Source organism: Pseudomonas sp. AL 58 (assembly GCF_036348395.1).
GTDB classification, from domain to species: Bacteria; Pseudomonadota; Gammaproteobacteria; order Pseudomonadales; family Pseudomonadaceae; genus Aquipseudomonas; species Aquipseudomonas defluvii.
The window spans coordinates 1-17900 of sequence record NZ_JAZBQR010000014.1 but is presented as its reverse complement, the minus strand read 5'-3'; the positions used below and the strand labels follow the sequence as shown (position 1 = coordinate 17900).

At 59.3% G+C, this 17900-nt stretch carries 14 protein-coding genes; 7 read left to right on the top strand and 7 right to left on the bottom strand.

All coding sequences use genetic code 11. The annotated features are described in order from the left end of the window. Positions 1 to 19: 19 nt before the first annotated feature. The gene (locus tag UIA24_RS16100) at positions 20 to 1033 is read right to left on the bottom strand and encodes an AraC family transcriptional regulator (protein ID WP_099775092.1); all 1014 of its coding nucleotides are present in this window, start codon (positions 1031 to 1033) and stop codon (positions 20 to 22) included. Positions 1034 to 1210: 177 nt separating this feature from the next. Between UIA24_RS16100 and UIA24_RS16095 the strand changes: the two genes are divergently transcribed. From UIA24_RS16095 to UIA24_RS16085, 3 genes are read left to right on the top strand one after another with little or no spacing between them, the layout of a single operon-like run. Beyond that, positions 1211 to 2395 (top strand): acetyl-CoA C-acyltransferase family protein, encoded by a 1185-nt coding sequence (locus UIA24_RS16095; RefSeq protein WP_102051510.1) that lies wholly within the window; start codon positions 1211 to 1213, stop codon positions 2393 to 2395. A 20-nt stretch (positions 2396 to 2415) separates the two neighbouring features. Next, complete coding sequence (locus UIA24_RS16090; RefSeq protein ID WP_330523293.1) at positions 2416 to 3264, top strand: 3-hydroxybutyryl-CoA dehydrogenase; 849 nt, start codon at positions 2416 to 2418, stop codon at positions 3262 to 3264. Positions 3265 to 3274: 10 nt separating this feature from the next. Next, on the top strand, positions 3275 to 3883 hold the full coding sequence (locus UIA24_RS16085) for a TetR/AcrR family transcriptional regulator (protein ID WP_065757686.1): 609 nt from the start codon (positions 3275 to 3277) through the stop codon (positions 3881 to 3883). Positions 3884 to 3888: 5 nt separating this feature from the next. On the opposite strand, the gene UIA24_RS16080 is transcribed toward UIA24_RS16085, so the two are convergent. The 3 genes from UIA24_RS16080 to UIA24_RS16070 form a co-directional block, all read right to left on the bottom strand. Continuing rightward, the gene (locus UIA24_RS16080; RefSeq protein WP_099775095.1) at positions 3889 to 4266 is read right to left on the bottom strand and encodes a response regulator; all 378 of its coding nucleotides are present in this window, start codon (positions 4264 to 4266) and stop codon (positions 3889 to 3891) included. Positions 4267 to 4433: 167 nt separating this feature from the next. Further along, positions 4434 to 5255: a CheR family methyltransferase gene (locus tag UIA24_RS16075; RefSeq protein ID WP_099775096.1), complete on the bottom strand. Its 822-nt coding sequence runs from the start codon at positions 5253 to 5255 to the stop codon at positions 4434 to 4436. Next, entirely contained in the window at positions 5252 to 8734 is a 3483-nt protein-coding gene (locus UIA24_RS16070) for a response regulator (protein ID WP_330523291.1), read from the bottom strand. Before UIA24_RS16070 ends, UIA24_RS16075 begins: the two co-directional genes overlap by 4 nt. Positions 8735 to 8978: 244 nt before the next feature. Here UIA24_RS16070 and UIA24_RS16065 point away from each other — a divergent pair, with 244 nt between their 5' ends. From UIA24_RS16065 to UIA24_RS16050, 4 genes are all read left to right on the top strand, one after another. Continuing rightward, positions 8979 to 10280 (top strand): glycosyltransferase, encoded by a 1302-nt coding sequence (locus UIA24_RS16065; RefSeq protein WP_330523290.1) that lies wholly within the window; start codon positions 8979 to 8981, stop codon positions 10278 to 10280. Positions 10281 to 10420: 140 nt separating this feature from the next. Continuing rightward, positions 10421 to 11425 (top strand): formylglycine-generating enzyme family protein, encoded by a 1005-nt coding sequence (locus UIA24_RS16060; RefSeq protein WP_330523289.1) that lies wholly within the window; start codon positions 10421 to 10423, stop codon positions 11423 to 11425. Between the two features lie 147 nt (positions 11426 to 11572). Then, entirely contained in the window at positions 11573 to 12577 is a 1005-nt protein-coding gene (locus UIA24_RS16055; protein ID WP_330523288.1) for a formylglycine-generating enzyme family protein, read from the top strand. 158 nt (positions 12578 to 12735) lie between these two features. Beyond that, positions 12736 to 13740: a formylglycine-generating enzyme family protein gene (locus UIA24_RS16050; protein ID WP_330523287.1), complete on the top strand. Its 1005-nt coding sequence runs from the start codon at positions 12736 to 12738 to the stop codon at positions 13738 to 13740. A 40-nt stretch (positions 13741 to 13780) separates the two neighbouring features. Here the strand turns inward: UIA24_RS16050 and UIA24_RS16045 are convergent, their stop codons facing one another. The 3 genes from UIA24_RS16045 to UIA24_RS16035 all read right to left on the bottom strand — a co-directional run. Further along, a complete protein-coding gene (locus UIA24_RS16045) occupies positions 13781 to 16282 on the bottom strand; it encodes a LysM peptidoglycan-binding domain-containing protein (protein WP_330523286.1) in 2502 nt (833 codons plus the stop codon). Positions 16283 to 16311: 29 nt separating this feature from the next. Then, complete coding sequence (locus UIA24_RS16040) at positions 16312 to 17142, bottom strand: DUF4123 domain-containing protein (protein WP_099775102.1); 831 nt, start codon at positions 17140 to 17142, stop codon at positions 16312 to 16314. Then, on the bottom strand, positions 17139 to 17900 hold a 762-nt coding region (locus UIA24_RS16035), incomplete at its 5' end, for a bacteriophage T4 gp5 trimerisation domain-containing protein (protein ID WP_330523284.1). The genes UIA24_RS16040 and UIA24_RS16035, both read right to left, overlap by 4 nt.

Here is a 17900-nt window from a genome sequence, read left to right as displayed (position 1 = left end):
GCGGTTGGCCCTGCTGCGCTCAGCGCGTCGTGGCCAACCGCAACCGATAGCTTCCCGGGCTCTCACCCGTCCATTTCTTGAAGGCCCGGTGAAAGGCACTGGGCTCCTGAAAACCCGTCTGCTCGGCAATTTCCGCAACACTCAGTTCGCTGCCACGCAGGCACTCGAACGCCATCGCCCGGCGCACTTCATCCTTGATCTGCTGGAACGAACAGCCCTCACGCTCCAACTGCCGACGAAAACTGCTGGGGCTCAAGCCTTCCCCCTCGGCCATGGCCAACAATGTCGGCCATTGCCCGTACTGCCGTGCACGCAAGTGCCGATAAACCCTTGCTGCCAGGCCGTTCTGATTACGGTAGCGAATCACCAGCCACTGCGGCGCACTGTGCAGGAAGGTCTTCAGTGCCCCCAGGTCCTGAACCACCGGTAGGCGCAGGTAATCGGCAGCAAATTCGATTTCGGTATGCCCCGCCCCCAACTGCAGGTTCGGCCCCCACAGCAGCGCGTCATCATCCAGCGGTGCCCGGGAGTCGGCCAGCTCCGTGCGGTCGATGCCGATGCGCCGCCCACTCAGCCAGCACAACAGGCTGATCACCAGCACCAGGAAGGTTTCCTCGGCATAGACCCGGGTCTGTGCATCGGCCATCGTCGACTCCAGGCGGATCACCGCGCGCTGCCCCTTGAGGGTCAATACACCCTTGAGGTCACGCAGGAACAGCGCAAAGTAACTCAAACACTGGCGCAAGGCTTTTTCCAGGTTGGGCTCCTGGATCAGGCCACGGCAAATCAAGGCAAAACTGCCCAATGGCATGCCGTGGCTGTCGAGGTGGAAGAACTCGTCATCCAGTTCGTGAATCAGAATAAGCCAGAGCCGGGCGAAGGCCTTCGCCGGCACCCGGGCGCCCGGCTCGTCAAGCAACTCAACAGCGATGCCGGCCTGCTCCAGCAGCGCAGCCGCGCGCGCAGGCTGATCACGCAAGCCATGAAGCATGACATGAACAAAATACACCGCGACCGAATCGTTTTCCCGCATGGCTGGTTCCGCTGTAACACGCACTGGTATGGCAAAAAATGCCAGCTCGTCTGGACAGTTATGGCATAGGACGACAGCGTCCCTTTGCCTAGACTCGACTGCATCCTGAAGCTGGTGCCCGGCATTCTCGCAGAGCCGAACACTGCCACGCCACGCTTTCGCACTCTGGAGTCGACGATGAACAACCACGAAATCTATGTAGTCAGCGCCGTACGCTCGGCCATTGGTACATTTGGCGGCTCGCTGAAAGACCTGCCGCTGGCGGATCTGGCCACTCAAGTCTGCCGCGCCAGCATCGAACGCGCCGGCATCGACCCGGCCCAGATCGGCCATGTGGTCATGGGCACCGTGATTCCAACCGAAGCGCGCGATGCCTACCTGGGCCGCGTTGCAGCAATGAATGCCGGCATTCCCAAGGAAACCCCGGCCTTCAACGTCAACCGCCTGTGCGGTTCGGGCCTGCAGGCAATCGTCTCCGCCGCCCAGAGCCTGATGCTGGGCGATGCCGAAGTCGCACTGGCCACCGGCGCCGAATCCATGAGCCGTGGCCCTTACCTGCTGCCACAGGCCCGTTGGGGCGCGCGCATGGGCGACCTGCAGGGTATCGACTATATGGTCGGCGTCCTGCATGACCCCTTTGAACACTTCCATATGGGCATCACCGCCGAAAACGTCGCGGCCAAACTGGGCATCAGCCGCCAGATGCAGGACGAACTGGCCCTGACCAGCCAGCGCCGCGCAGCCCGCGCCATTGCCGAGGGCCGCTTCGCCGGGCAGATCGTTACGGTCGAAGTCCCTGGGCGCAAAGGGCCACAGCAGTTCAGCATCGATGAACACGTGCGCGGCGAGGTCAGCCTTGAGCAACTGGCCGGCATGAAAACCGTATTCAAGAAGGACGGTACGGTCACCGCCGGTAACGCCAGCGGCCTGAACGACGGTGCCGGGGCCTTGGTGCTGGCCACTGGCGATACGGTACGCCGCCAAGGGCTCAAGCCGCTCGCCCGCCTGGTGGGCTATGCCCATGCCGGGGTTGAGCCGGAACTCATGGGCCTGGGGCCGATTCCGGCCAGCCGCAAGGTGCTGGAAAAGGCCGGTCTGACCGTCGCTGACCTGGATGTGATCGAGTCCAACGAAGCCTTCGCCGCCCAGGCTTGCGCCGTTGCCCGCGAACTGGGCTTGGACCCTGAGAAGGTCAACCCCAACGGCTCCGGCATCTCGCTCGGCCATCCAGTGGGTGCGACCGGCGCGATCATCGCGACCAAGGCCATTCATGAATTGCACCGCATCCAGGGCCGTTATGCCCTGGCGACCATGTGCATCGGCGGCGGCCAAGGTATCGCCGTACTGTTCGAACGCACTTGAGCCCAAAGGAGTTTTATACCGTGACAATCAACAACATCGCCGTGATCGGCGCCGGGACCATGGGCAACGGTATTGCTCAGGTCTGTGCCGTGGCCGGCTTCCAGGTCACCCTGATCGACATTTCCGACGCTGCCCTTGAGCGTGGCGTAGCCACCCTGCGCAAGAACCTCGAGCGTCAGGTCAACAAGCAAACGCTGGATGCCGCACAGGCCGAGGCGGCGCTGCAAAGAATCAGCACCAGCACCGACTACGCCCAGCTCAAGAGCGCGCAACTGGTCATCGAAGCGGCTACCGAGAACCTTGAGCTCAAGCAGCGCATTCTCGGCCAGGTCGCAGCCAGTGTCAGCGATACCTGCATCATCGCGACCAACACCTCGTCGCTGTCGATCACCCAACTGGGCGCGACCATCAGCCTGCCAGAGCGCTTCATTGGGGTGCACTTCTTCAACCCGGTGCCCATGATGGCCCTGGTGGAGGTGATCCGTGGCCTGCAGACCAGCGACGCGACTCACGCAGCAGCGCTGGCCCTGACCGAAGCACTGGGCAAGACCGCCATCAGCGCCGGCAACCGTCCGGGCTTTGTGGTCAACCGGATTCTGGTTCCGATGATCAACGAAGCGATCATGGTGCTGCAGGAAGGTCTTGCCAGCCCGGAAGACATCGACACCGGCATGCGCCTGGGCTGCAACCAGCCTATCGGCCCGCTGGCCCTGGCTGACCTGATTGGCCTGGACACCTTGCTGGCGATCCTCGAAGCCTTCTACGACGGTTTCAACGACAGCAAATATCGCCCGGCCGCACTGCTCAAGGAAATGGTCGCCGCTGGCTACCTGGGCCGTAAGACCGGTCGCGGTTTCTACACCTACTGAGGCTATCACCATGCCAATGACCTGTGCCGAACGCGGTGGCTACTATGAAGAGCGGCGCGACAAGGCGCTCGAACTCCTTGCAGTCAAGGGCTTCGGCCAGGTCAGCATGCGCGAACTGGCCAGCCACCTGGGCCTGACCGCAGGCTCGCTGTACCACCACTTCCCGAGCAAGCAGCACCTGCTGTTCGACCTGATCGAAGAGCTGTTCGAGGAGTTGCTGGCCACGCTGCAGCCGCCACGGCGCAGCCGTGGCAGCAGCGAGGACTGGCTGACGAGCGTCATCGATGCGCACTGGCAGTTGCACCGCGAACGTCCGCTACAGTTTCGTCTGGCCGAGCGTGACCTGTGCTGCCTGACCGACGAGCAACAGGCCCGGATCAAGCACCTGCGCGATGACTACGAATGCCAGTTGCTGCGCCTGATCGCACCGACGGCGGCGCTGTCGAAGGCGGCACGGCAGGCGGCCGGCCATGCCATCGCGACACTGCTCAACAGTTTGCCGGGCTGGCTACAGTCGAGTGAATTGCCCGAAGCCCAGCGCCTGACGTTGATGCAGAACCTGCTGTTGGGCGCCATCGAGCGGACGCTGCACGATAGTGCTCAGGTGTGCGCTGCCTGAAGCACTCAGGCGAGCAACTGTTGAATGCGCTCGCCCAGCGTATCGAGGTCGAAGGGCTTGGTCAGGATCGGCGCCTTGCGCGCAATGGCACTGCCGGACTCCAGAATTTCTTCGGGGTAGCCACTGATGAAGATCACTTTCAGCTCGGGCCGCAACTTCACCGCGGGCTCGGCAATATCGACCCCCGAGATCCCGCCCGGCAGACGAAAATCCGTGACCATCAGGTCCAGGTGCGGTTTGCTGGCAAGCATTTCAAACGCCTGCGCACCATCTTCGGCCACCAGTACCCGGTAACCTTCCCTGGCCAGATAATCGTGCAGCACCCTGCGGATCGCCGGCTCATCCTCGACGATCAGCACGACATCTTGTGCATCTTCACTCATATCAACGCCTTGTTTTTCAATTCAATCGCTATCCGACCCCAGCGTCAGGCAGAGGTTGCCTGCTGCCGGTCAATTTCCTGCACGTGGCGTGCCACCTGTAAGCGTACCGCAAAGGTCAGCCCCTTGCCTGCACTCCTGTACGTCGATACCCCTTGCCACCACACGGTTCAGGACTTGCGGTAGATTCGTTCGGCTTTGACCAACGCCTCGAAGCGCTCGCTATAGCCCGAAAAGCTCAGGGTTTCCTTGCTGCCCAAGACCAGAAAACCACGGTGGCACAATGACTCGTGGAACAAACCCAGGGCCCGGTCCTGCAACGGCTTGTTGAAGTAGATCAACACATTCCGGCACGAGATCAAGTGGGTCTCGGAAAATACGCTGTCAGTCGCCAGGCTATGATCGGCGAAGGTCACCTTCTCACGCAGGCTGCTGTCGAGTATCGCGCTGCCGTAGGCCGCCGTGTAGTAATCACTGAGCCTCTGCAGGCCTCCTGCCTTTTCATAGTTGCGCGCATACCGCTCCATCGCCTGCATCGAATAGATACCCTGCCTGGCCCGCTCCAGTGAATACGGGTTGATGTCGGTTGCGTAGATGATCGAGCGCTCCAGCAGCCCCTCCTCACGCAACAGGATGGCCATGGAATACACCTCCTCACCCGTGCTGCAACCGGCGATCCAGAGTTTGATCGACGGCCAGGTACGCAACAACGGCACCACCTCCCGGCGCAATGCAAGGACGTGCTCGGGATCACGGAACATCTCGCTGACCGGAATGGTCAAGTATTGCAATAACGCCATGAAGGCCGCGGGGTCCTGCAATACGCGCGTCTGCAAGGCCGCTACGGTCGCACAGCCGAGCTGACGCAACGCGTGCTGTATCCGACGCGTGATAGAGGCGCCAGAGTAGTTGCGAAAGTCATAGCTGTACGTGAGGTAAATCGCCTCGATCAGCCCTTGAATCTCGATATCGGCACTGCACTCACTGGTCAAATGCGCTCCAGATGCGGCAACCACACGCGAATCAGCGAGAACAATCGCTCCAGCTCTATCGGCTTGGCCAGGTAGTCGTTGGCACCAGCCTGCAGGCAGCGTTGCTGATCATCCTTCATCGCCTTTGCCGTCACGGCGATGATCGGCAACTTGCGCCAGCGTGGGTCTTTGCGAATCAATCGGGTTGCCTCATAGCCATCCATTTCCGGCATCATCACGTCCATCAAGACCAGATCGATAGCCTCGTTCTGCTCAAGCCTGTCGATGGCCTCGCGGCCATTACGGCCGACCTCGACAATGGCCCCCTTCTGCTCCAATGCACTGGTCAAGGCGAAGATATTGCGAACGTCGTCGTCAACCAGAAGCACCGTGCGCCCCTCGAACACCCGGTCGCGGCTGCGCGCGGTCTTGAGCATGCGCTGGCGCTCGTGGGACAACTGCGATTCGACCTTGTGCAGAAACAGCGTCACTTCGTCGAGCAGGCGCTCTGGAGAACGTGCGCCCTTGATGATGATCGAGCGCGAGTACTTGAGCAGGTTGGCCTCTTCATCGCGGCTCAGGTTGCGCCCGGTATAGACGATCACCGGCGGGAAGGCCCGGATACTGTCCTCGGCCATGCGCTGCAGCAGCTCATTGCCCTGCATGTCAGGCAACTTGAGGTCGATGATCATGCAATCGTAGACCTGCTCGCGCAGCAATTCGAGGGCGTCCTGGGCCATGCCGACCGCCGTGATTTCGATATCCTCATCGCCGATCAGCCGGGCAATGCTGTCACGTTGCAGGTCGTCATCTTCGACCAGCAGGATGTGCTTGAGCTTCTGGCTCAGCGTGGCCTCCAGCCGGCCAAACACCGCCTTGAGCTGTTCTCGACTGGCCGGTTTTACCGCATAACCAATCGCCCCCATGTGCAGCGCCGCCTCGACGCGGTCCTCCACCGAGATCACATGAACCGGGATATGCCGGGTGAGCGCCTGCTCCTTGAGCCGTTGCAACACCGTCAACCCGGAGTGATCCGGCAGGCGCATGTCCAGCAATATGGCATCGGGCACATAACTGACGGCCAGGTCGAACCCTTCATCGGCCGCGTGCGCCACCAGGCAGCTGTAGCCCAGTTCATGGGCCAGGTCGAAGAGGATGCGAGCGAAGTCCGGATCGTCCTCAATCACCAGAATGCAGCGTTTGCTGAATGGCGCTAGCTGGCGGTCATCAGCAAAACCTGGCGCGCGCGGCACTGTCTCTGGCGGCGCACAATCAGCCTGAACCGGCACAACGGATGAACGAATGATAACCGGCGAAACGGTTTGCTCGACAATCGGCTCGTAGCGCTCCGGGAGGATCAGGGCGAACTCACTGCCCTCCCCCAAACGGCTTTCGACGCTGATCTGGCCACCCAGCAACTGGGCCAGGTCGCGAGAAATCGAAAGCCCGAGGCCCGTGCCGCCATAGCGCCGGTTGGTGGTGCCATCGGCCTGGTGAAAGGCCTCAAAGATAGTCTGCTGCTGATGGGCCGCAATACCGATACCACTGTCGCGGACACGAAAAACAATCCCCTCGCCCGCCTGTCGAGCAATGCTCAGGTTGACCTCGCCATGTTCGGTGAACTTCACCGCATTGGACAGCAGGTTCTTGAGGATCTGCTCCAGGCGTTGGTGGTCGGTGTAAAGGGCTTTTGGGGCCGTGGCGTCGACGTTGATACTGAAGCCCAAGCCCTTGTGCTCAGCCAGCGGCTCGAACAGCTGGCGCAAGCGCTCGGTCAGGCCCTCGACCTGAGTGGTCTCCGGGCGCACCTCAAGCTTGCCGGCCTCGACCTTGGCAATGTCGAGAATGTCATTGATCAAATTGAGCAGATCATTACCGGCCGAATAGATCGACTCGGCAAACTTCACCTGTTCTTCGCTGAGGTTTCCCTGTTCGTTCTCAGCCAGCAACCGGGCCAGAATCAGCGAACTGTTCAATGGCGTGCGCAGCTCATGGGACATGTTGGCAAGAAACTCGGATTTGTACTGGCTTGAACGCTGCAGCGCTTCGGCACGTTGCTCCAGTTCGATCTGAGCCTCGTTCAGCTCAGCGTTCTTGCGGTCCAGCGTGTCGCGCTGCCGGGCAAGCGCTTCGGTGCGCTCCGCCAGTTGCTCATTGGTTTGCTCCAACTCTGCCTGCTGGGCCTCCAAATACGCCTGTGACTCCTTGAGCACACGTGACTGTTCTTCCAGTTCCTCGTTGGCGGATTTCAGTTCTTCCTGCTGAACCTGCAGCTCCTCATTGAGCAACTGGGTTTCAGCCAGCACTTCCTGCAAGCGCTGTCGATATCGGGCGCTCTCGATCGAAATGCCCAGGTTATTGGCCACCCGCTCCAGCAACTCGACATCACGCGACTCCAGCGGACGCAGGAAGCCCAGTTCGACAACACCATTGATCTGCCCATCATTGCGGGTCGGGGCTACCAGAACGCTGTGTGGCGAACCTTCACCCAGCCCGGAGCTGACCCGCAGGTAGTCACCCGGCAAGTCGTCCAGACGCAACACGCGTTCCTGCAGCACCGCCTGGGCCACCATGCCCTCATTGCTGCCGATCAGTTGCTCCTGCTGTTCTTGCTCTCGGGGCAGGCCATAGGACGCCACGCGACGCAAGTGGCCCTGTGCATCACGAACATACAGCGCCGCAACCACCGTTCCCAGATACTCGGCAAAAAACTGCAAGGCGTTGCGTCCCAGCAACGGCAAGCTCAACTGCCCCAGCAGTTGTTCGGCCAGGCGGGTCTGGCCCGTGCGCAGCCAGGCCTCTTGCTGCAGGCTCAAAGCACTGCGTTGTTGAGCTTCGAGGTTACTGTTGTAACTGCTGGACAACCCCAACAGATCGCGCCGACCAAAATAGGCCAGCATGCCACTGAGCAACACAACGAAGCCCAGGTACAGCGAAATCGAGGCCACCGTCGTGCTCTGCACACGATCGCTGCGCGCTTGGCGCAGTTGCTGCTCGGTGGACACGAAGGCTTCATACTCCTGGCGGATCTGGTCGGTCAGGCGCTTGCCGTGACCCGCCCGCATCGCCTCGACATAAGCACCTCCGCTGCGACGCAGGTTGATCATGTTCTCGGCAAAGCGATTCCACTCGGCTTGCAGGGACTTTATCCGAGCCACCCGTTCAACCTGTTGAGGGTTGTTCGACACCAGTGCCTGCAGCGAAGCCAGGTCGGCGTCTATCCTGGGCTTGGCCACGCTGTAGGGTTCGAGAAAATGCTCATCACCGGCAATCAGGAACCCACGCAGCCCGGTCTCCATGTCGATGGACAGCTTGATCGACTCATTGGCACTGTTGATCACCCGGTCGGTATGCTCCACCCACTGGATCACTGACAGCAAGTAGCTGATGACGGCAACAAACACCACCGCGCTGAGCAATCCAACGCCCAACGGCAAGCTGATATTACGACCCAGGAGCTTGCGAAAACTCCGCTGGTCGATTGCGGTTGGCTGAATCATCCTTAAAAAGCCCCCGTAACGGTGTATCAGGACAAGAGAGTCTGGCGTTCTCTCGAGTAATAGTTCCATTTTCGCAATCGTGCTGTAACGCAACGCACTCGCCAGGGCTGGAGTCTAACCGCTAGAACCCTTGAGCAGCATAGAAAGCGTGCCTTTCAGGCAGATTACCGACAATCGCTGCGTGCCCACGTCGGCAGGCTGCACTGTGGTTAAATACGCATTTTTCGCTGAAGGCCGATCGCTCATGCCCGCATCACCGCTCAAGGTTCTCGTTATTGGTTATGTCTGGCCGGAACCGCGCTCGTCAGCCGCTGGCGGGCACATGATGCAGATCCTCGAGAGTTTTCTTGAACGCGGCTGGCAAATCACCTTCAGCAGCCCGGCCACCGTTGGCGAGCACAAGGCAGACCTCGCGGCACTGGGCATTGCCGAACAGGCCATCGTGCTCAACTGCAGCAGTTTCGATCATTTTGTCGCGGAACTGGCACCCGATGTCGTGCTGTTCGACCGCTTCATGATGGAGGAGCAGTTTGGCTGGCGTGTCGAGAAACACTGCCCTGCGGCGCTGCGCGTGCTGGAAACCTCCGACCTTCAAAGCCTGCGCGATGCCCGTCAACAGCTTTTGCGCCGCCGCTTGATCGAGGGCCTGGACAGCAACGACTTCAGCGAGCTGTTTGCCACCCCGAGCGCGACCCTTTACCGCCAGATGGCCAACGCCGACCTGCCCCAACGTGAAGTGGCCGCGATCTACCGCAGCGACCTGAGCCTGATGATCTCGGATGTAGAAATCGACCTGTTGACCGCGCATTTCGGTGTTCCACCCGCGCTGCTGCACTGGTGCCCGCTGATGCTTGACCAGCCGGCACCCCCTGTACGAGGTTTTGCCGAACGCGCGCACTTTCTCAGCATCGGCAACTTCCGCCACGCCCCGAACTGGGACGCCGTGCTCTGGATGAAGCACAGCCTGTGGCCGATGATCCGTCGACAACTGCCGCAGGCCCAACTGCATGTCTACGGCGCCTACACCCCGCCCAAAGCCACCGCATTGCACAACCCGGCGCAGGGCTTTCATGTACTGAACTGGGCCGAAGATGCCCTGGAGGTCATGAGCGCCGCACGCCTGTGCCTGGCGCCTCTGCGCTTCGGCGCCGGGATCAAGGGCAAACTGACCGATGCCATGCTCTGCGGCACCCCCAGCGTCACCACCCCGATAGGGGCCGAAGCCATGCACGGTGCCCTGCCCTGGCCTGGCGCTGTTGAAGTGACCGCCGAAGCGCTGGCCGAAGCGGCCGTGCAGCTTTACCAGGACGAAGCCCGCTGGAACGCGGCACAACAGGCATGCACGCCGCTCATCGCGACGCGCTTCAACCGGCGCATCCACGCGACCGCGCTGGTCGAACGGATCGAACAAACCCTGGCCGACCTGCCACAACAACGCCTGAACAACTTCACCGGCGCCATGCTTCGTCATCACCAGCACAAAAGCACCCAGTACATGGCCCAGTGGATCGAAGCGAAAAACCGCTTCCCGACACAGGCCTCATAACCGTCGCGCAGCGACAGGCCCCAAGGCGATCACTGAGCCCCTTCACAGCGATCGCCTTTTCGGAAAGGTCCTACAACAAGTCGTCGGTCCAATCTGCTAGCGTCCAAACCTCTGGCCTTGAGGCCCTTGGGGATGCTGCCGTGTTCTGCCTGCCAACGACTCAAATGCTGTTTCCAGTTGCGGTCCTGCTGTTACTGACCGGCTGCCAGGCCCAATCCCTGCCATTGCCCAAGAGCGAAAAACTCTCCTCGGAAAAAGTCGCGCAGATCGCGACGACCATCGACCAGACCTACCCGAAGCTGTCTACCGACATACGCACCCAACTGCTCAATACCGTGGTGCAGTCGCTGGACAATATGGTGTTTGTCGAAGGCGGCGAGTTTGAGATGGGGGATTTTGGCTGGAAGTGTGACTATGACCAGAGCAATATGTGTGAATGGCCGTGTGGGGTTGAGCCCGAGCGGTTGTGCAACATCAGCATGGATGGGGATGATGATTTTGTTCATCCGGTAAAGCTGAGCAGCTACTACCTTTCAAAATTTCAGACCACGATACGCGATTTCGATCTGTTTTTTATTGCTCAAGGCAAGCCGCTGTATGACGCAGAAGATCGTAAGCGTGAGGACATACAGTTCCTGTACACACCCAATAATCCTGCACCACCCAAAAGCTGGGATGAAGCTAAGAGTTACTGCAATTGGCTGGGCAAGCTGAGTGGTTACCCAGTCGATTTACCCAGCGAAGCACAGTGGGAATATGCTGCTCGCAACCGTGGTCAGTATGTTTTTTTTGCTACCGATAACGGTGGTTTGGACTATGGGCGAAATTTTCCTCACCCCGACGAATCGCTCACCTTTGCTGTTGACCGTTTTGTACCCAACCCCCTGGGTATCTATAACCTCTCTGGCAACGCCGTTGACTGGGTTAATGACTGGTATGGTGCGGATTACTACCGTCATTCTCCACTGGAAAACCCAACCGGCCCAGAGACCGGCACGTTACGCATCCATAGAGGTTCGTACTATGGTGAAGGCCCGTTAATATCTGCGAGCACTGTTCGGCGCTGGGGTGATGATCCGGTCAAAAATGGATACTTGCCAGGATTCGGTTTCCGCTGTTCAGTGCAGTCCGATCAGGCCCTCTAAAACCCTGTACCAAAGCAGCCCTATAGTTCCTGCCCCATGTATGCGCATTCGCTGACAATGGAGTTTGGGAAAGGTCCTACATCCAGCCACTGACTGGATCTGCTAGCGTCCAAGCTTTTCTGACGTTTGGCCCACAGGGATGCTGCCATGTTCTACCTGCCCGCTGTTCGCGTACTTCTGCCCGCCTGCGCACTGCTGCTACTGACCGGTTGCCAGGCTCAATCCCTGCCATTGCCCAAGAGCGAAAAGCTCTCCGCGGAAAAAGTCGCGCAGATCGCGACGACCATCAACCAGACCTACCCGAAGCTGCCCACCGACATACGCACCCAACTGCTCAATACCGTGGTGCAGTCGCTGGACAATATGGTGTTTGTCGAAGGCGGTGAGTTTCAGATGGGGGATTTTGGCTGGAAGTGTGACTACGACCAGAGCAATATGTGTGAATGGCCGTGTGGCGTTGAGCCAGAGCGGTTGTGCCCGATCAGCTTTCGCAACAATGATGACTTTGTTCATCAGGTTAAGTTGAGCAGCTATTACCTATCGAAATTTCAGGTAGCGCTTAGAGATTTCGATTTGTTTTTCACCATCCAAGGTAAGCCTCTTTTTGATGCAGAGTACCGTCAGCGTGAAAACTTGAAATTTCGCTATCAACCGAACAACCCTGCATTTACAAAAACCTGGCAAGAAGCCAAAGACTACTGCAGCTGGCTAGGTGAGCTAAGCGATTACCCTGTAGATCTACCCACCGAGGCACAGTGGGAGTATGCCGCTCGTAGTCGCGGTCAGTATTTGTTTTACCCTACGGACAATGGCGGCTTGGACTATGGGCGAAACTTCCCCGTTCAGGGCCTCGGGCGCACATTCGCCGTCGACAGTTTTGTGCCCAACCCATTGGGCTTTTACAATATGTCAGGCAATGCAACCGACTGGGTCAACGACTGGTACGGAGAAGATTATTACCGCCACTCTCCGATTGAAAACCCTCAAGGCCCCAGTACTGGAACTCAGAAAATCCGTCGTGGGACCAATGCTGGTGAAAGCCCATTGCTGACAGCCAGCACGGTGCGTCGCTTCCCCAATGATCCCGTCAGAACGGGATACTATCCCGGTACAGGCTTCCGTTGCGCGATTCAGTTTGATCAACCGCTCTAAAACCTATGCCTCTAATGCAGTCCTGCAGCTCCCCTCACAATCCATGCATGCATGCGCATTCGCTGGCAATGGAGTTTGGGAAAGGTCCTACATCCAACCAGTAGCCGGATCTGCTAGCGTCCAAGCTTTTCTGACGCTTGGCCCACAGGGATGCTGCCATGTTCTACCTACCCGCTGTTCGCGTACTTCTGCCCGCCTGCGCACTGCTGTTACTGACCGGCTGCCAGGCCCAATCCCTGCCATTGCCCAAGAGCGAAAAACTCTCTGCGGAAAAAGTCGCGCAGATCGCGACGACCATCGACCAGACCTACCCGAAGCTGTCCACCGACGTACGTACCCAACTGCTCAACACCGTGGTGCAGTCGCTGGACAATATGGTGTTTGTCGAAGGCGGCGAGTTTCAGATGGGGGATTTTGGCTGGAAGTGTGACTATGACCCTAGCAATATGTGTGAATGGCCGTGTGGGGTTGAGCCCGAGCGGTTGTGCAATATCAGCATGGATGGGGATGATGATTTTGTTCATCCGGTTAAGTTAAGTAGCTACTATCTTTCTAAGTTCCAGACCACGATACGTGATTTTGACCATTTTTTTATTGCTCAAGGCAAGCCACTTTTTGACAGAGAGCTTCGCAAACGAAAGGATTTAGCGTTTCGTTTTCAGTCCACAATGCCCGCCCCCACTAAATCCTGGCAAGAAGCCAAGGATTACTGTGCTTGGCTAGGCCAACTAAGTGGCTATCCAGTGAGTTTGCCCACCGAAGCACAATGGGAATATGCCGCTCGCAGTCGCGGCCAATACGTATACTTTTCTACCGATAATGGCAACCTGGATTACGGACGTAACTTTCCAAAACCCGGGAAGGGGCGCACCTTTGAAGTTGATAGTTTCGCACCCAACCCATTAGGTATTTACAACCTTTCAGGAAATGCTGTCGATTGGGTAAATGACTGGTATGGCGAGGACTACTATCATCACTCCCCTTTGGAGAATCCGACAGGTCCAGCAACAGGTACATTACGTATTCATAGGGGCTCCGCGTTTGTTGAGAGCCCGTTAATTACCGCAAGCACCGTTCGACGCTGGGCGGCAGAGCCCGTCAAATCGGGGTACTTCCCAGGGTACAGCTTTCGCTGCGCCATACAGTCCAATCAAATGCTATGAGCTACAAGAGCGCGACCAAGCGCCCTTGCTGATTAGCAATTTAGGCTAGTCCTATAAACCTGCCACTACGCCGCGCAGCCAGCAGAGTATTCGTTTTGTGGCGGTACGGTCCTGGAGTCCAGGCCGCTTTCCGCTCACCCTGCAGATGGCTCCGATCAACAGCCAAAGCATCGATAAAGCAGTTGAATTCATCTTGCTGCCGCCAATCAAGCAAGGCGTTGATTCGTTCCAGACTCTCCATCGCATTGACTTTTCTGGCTTGAGGGTCGCAGTGCTCCAGCACTTCGATGAACTGTCGCCAACTTCTCAGTACTGACAACAGCTTCACCAGCGCCAATTCCTGTGTATCCTCAAAACTCTCAACATAGCTTTCAGTCAACAAATGAACCATCGGCCCCATGGCTTGAGGTGGTAAAAGCGCCAAGGGAATGCATTGCCCCCTCACCATGACCTCTGCCTTTTCGAGTAAGTGTCCTGCCAGCGAATAGGCTTCCATCTTTGTTGCCGTTCTGGTTGCCCACCAATCAGCAACTTCAAGCGCACCTTTGTCAAATGCCTCAAACGTTCTATCTACTGGATTGGTTGCTGCCTGGAAAAACACTGAACTTAGGTAGCTAAAAGCCTCCTCAGTAACACCGAATAGATACCGATAATCCACCTCAGCTAATGCCTTGCAAAACAGTAGCGCCAGTTTCCCGACCAGCTCCACGTCGACTACGGTAGTGAAGCCGCCGCCGGCCCCTGGCCCCAGTACCAGCGAACCACTGCAGCGTATAGCCAGCCGGTTCTTCGCGATTTCAATACCAAACTCGCCACTCACGCCAATGCCTGCGGCAACATTCCCCTCCGCCTTGATCTGCGCCAAATCCACCCAGTTGCTGCTGGCATTCGCCTGCCCGGGCTCGATGTTGCCGATGCCTTGCAGGTCGGGTTCGATCCATTGAAAGCTGCCGGTCAAGGCGCCACCGGTTTGGGCGCCAGCAAACGCAGTGGCTTTGACTCCGATGTAGCCACTTTTGCCCACGTCCAGGGTTGGCGTGCCGAGCAAGGCCGTTGCGCCCGCGGGCTGTTCGCGGGGTTTGTACTGTGTCTTTGTTGCCGCTTCCCCCTGTAATTGGGTGCCCACGAAGCAACTCAGTTCCAGCCGGCCACTCAGGCGGAACACGCCCAGGGGGTGACGCACGGTCTTACCCTCGCCGTTGCGGTAGGTGATGCTGGCCAGGTAGCCGCCCTGGCTGGGGAAGTAGCTGTTGAAGGACACCGCGGCGTCGGCCAGGGAAAATTCGGCCGTGCCCTTGACCCCGACGTCGATCAACCCCTGCGCCGGGTTCCAGCTATTGATACCGGCACTGGCGCTGGCGGCGAAGCGCAGGGCCTGGGCGTCGGCCGAGACGGCGTAGCGGGTCGCGTCGGTGGCGTTGGAGGTCCAGGAGACTTCCTGGTGCAGGGTATTGAGCAGGTTGTCCTTGTCACTGCTCCACGAGGCCAGCTTGGCCTCCAGGCTACCCAGTGGCCCTGATTTACGGCTGGTGCTGATCGCCGACTGAATGTCCTTGATCAGCTCACCGGCCAACTGCTTGTTGAAGGGTTTACTGGCAAGAGTCTGCGTGCTGATGCGCACTTTCCAGTCGATGCGCTCATGAAACATTGTTCGAATGTAGTAGCGACGGCTCGGGTCGCTGAACAGGATCACTTCCACCACATGGATGCCGGTGCGCTGTTGATGCCCTTGTTCTGCTCTGCGCTCACGGCCTTTACCGTGTTTGAGGTCGGGCATGGCCGCCGTGGAGCGGGTGCTGCTGGCTTCGGCTTCGCCCTTGCGCTGGGCCGCCAATTTCGTGCGCAGTTCGGTGATTTTCGCGTCGATATCCTGCACTTTCTGCTGCTGCAGTTGTTCCCAGTTGCTTTCGCTGCGGCTGCCCGAGAACAGGCTGGGCTCATAGCGTTGGTACCAGTCGCGGGCTTCCTGCAGGGTATGGAGTTGCCCGGACAGATCTTCCTCGGTCGTCGGCGTTGGTGTGCTCGGCTCAGCAGGTTCGACCGGCGCCTCACGGGTGAGCACGCCTGCGGCTTCGGCCTTGAGCGTCCAGTCCTCCTTGACGCAACGGGTGCAACTGCACGCGGCATAAGGCACTTCGATGCGGGCGCAGTGGCTGACAGACTGGGCGGCTGCCAGCGTTTCGTGCAGTTCGTCCATCAGTTCGCGAACGAAGACGACTTCCTGTTTCAGGGCCTTGGCCTGCGGGGCGGTCAACACGCACAGGTGCGGCGAGCCTGTCACATGGACCACATCAACCAGCTCTTCCTTGCATTCGATACTGCCTTCAACGGAAAGGCAGGTCTGGCTGTCCGCGTGCATGCGCGGGGGCAACCGCGGACGCGAAGGCGTAGCAGGCAGGTTCAGTTGCCAGCCCACCTTGATCACATCGGGATCCTTGATGATCGGGTTGAGCGCCAGTACCTCTGGCACGCTAGACCCATTCTGCTGGGCGATAAGCACCAGCGTGTCGCCGGCTTTGACGGTGTAGGTGTTAACCAGCATCTGTTTGTCGTCCTTGTACGTTATTACAGTTAGAGCCGTTCAAGCGCGTTGAGCTTGTCCACGCTGGCAAGGTCATTACGGGCCAACAGATCGCTGTCTGGGGAGCGATGCCAAAAGCCATCGCCTCGCTGGAGGGCCAGGCACAGCCAGCGCTCAAACTCAGCTACGTGCGCATACCCCGCCTGCCGGGCGCCCAGCAGTTGTCGAAGCACAAACTCGACCGGTTCAGGCATGGGTAACGCCCGCTGATAATCCTGAGCCAGGCGTTGCGCCAGTACCTCAAGTTGTCGCTGTTCCAGACCTGCCTGATGCGCCTGGCTCAGGTACAGCCAACCCGGCGCACGCAGTTCGCCGTCCCACTCGGGGTAAGGGTTGGCGCAGTGACGCCAGCCAAGTTCGTTGCGCCAGGCCAGGTCAGTGCAGGGGCCGATGAAATGCGCCCGCTCACGCTCGTCGAAACTGGTTAGCAACGGTTCGAGCCAGCGTGGATCGAAAAAACGCAGCATCCGCAGGGAGGTGTCGGTGCGCATCGTCAGCAGGCTGCGCCAATGCTCCACGGCCTGCGCAAGGGTGGCGTCGTCCGCCAGGTACGCCACATAACCGGCATCGGCCCGCTCCAGCAGGCCACGGGCGTAGTCGGCGAGTTCGCCATGGGCCGGGCAACGCAGCACATAGGGGCCAGCGGCTTGCAGCCCGGCGTAGGGCGTGCCCTCGAACAATGGCACGCAGCAGGCGGGGGTGTAGCCATAGGCATGCTTGAGGGTGGTCGGCAGGTTCATGTCGAAACAGGCGTCGAGGATGACGCACAGGGTTCCCGACGCAACAGGTGCCTCGAACGGCGAAGTAATGGATGTGATCATGCTGGCTTCCCTGATTGATGAACTGGGCACTCACCCTTGCCGCCGCAACTACAGACTTCGGGTGGTGACAAGGCTCCCAGCACTGCATGCGGTTGGTAAATCGGCAGTCTTACCGGCACCGAGGCTGCAGCCGTGCCGGTCATGGGTGCACCGCCCAGTTGAATTTCCGTACTGCTGAATATCCCTCCGGCGCTGATGACGAGGTGGTGGCCTCCCGCCCTCAAGGTGAGGCTGGCCCCGGCCTCAAGCACTACCTTCAACCCGGAGCTCAGGTGTATCTGTTGCCCCGCCTCCACCACCAGCGTCTGCCCGATCCGGGTGTGGCTGCTGGCCCCCACGTCCAGGTACTCACTGGCCTTGAGCTGAACCTTGCGATCCGCCAGTACCGTGAAATGCTCTTCTGCTTCCAGTACCGTGGTGCTGTTGCCCGCGACCCGGGCCGAGTACTCACCGCCCACCTCCAGCCGGCTGTCACGCTCGACCTTCTGCTCCAGGTCTCGCTGGGCGCGCAGGTAGATCAGTTCGTGACCTTTGCGGTCCTCCACATGCAGTTCGTTGTAGCCACCACCACCCGGTGTGCTGCGGCTGCGAAACACGCTGCGGGTCTTGTTCGCCGGCAAGGCATGGGGCACCGGGTTGAGGCTATTGGATAGGCAACCGCTGACCAGCGGACGGTCCGGATCGCCCTCCAGAAAGACCACCAATACCTCCATGCCCACCCGCGGAATGCTGACGCTGCCGTGGCCATTGCCGGCCCA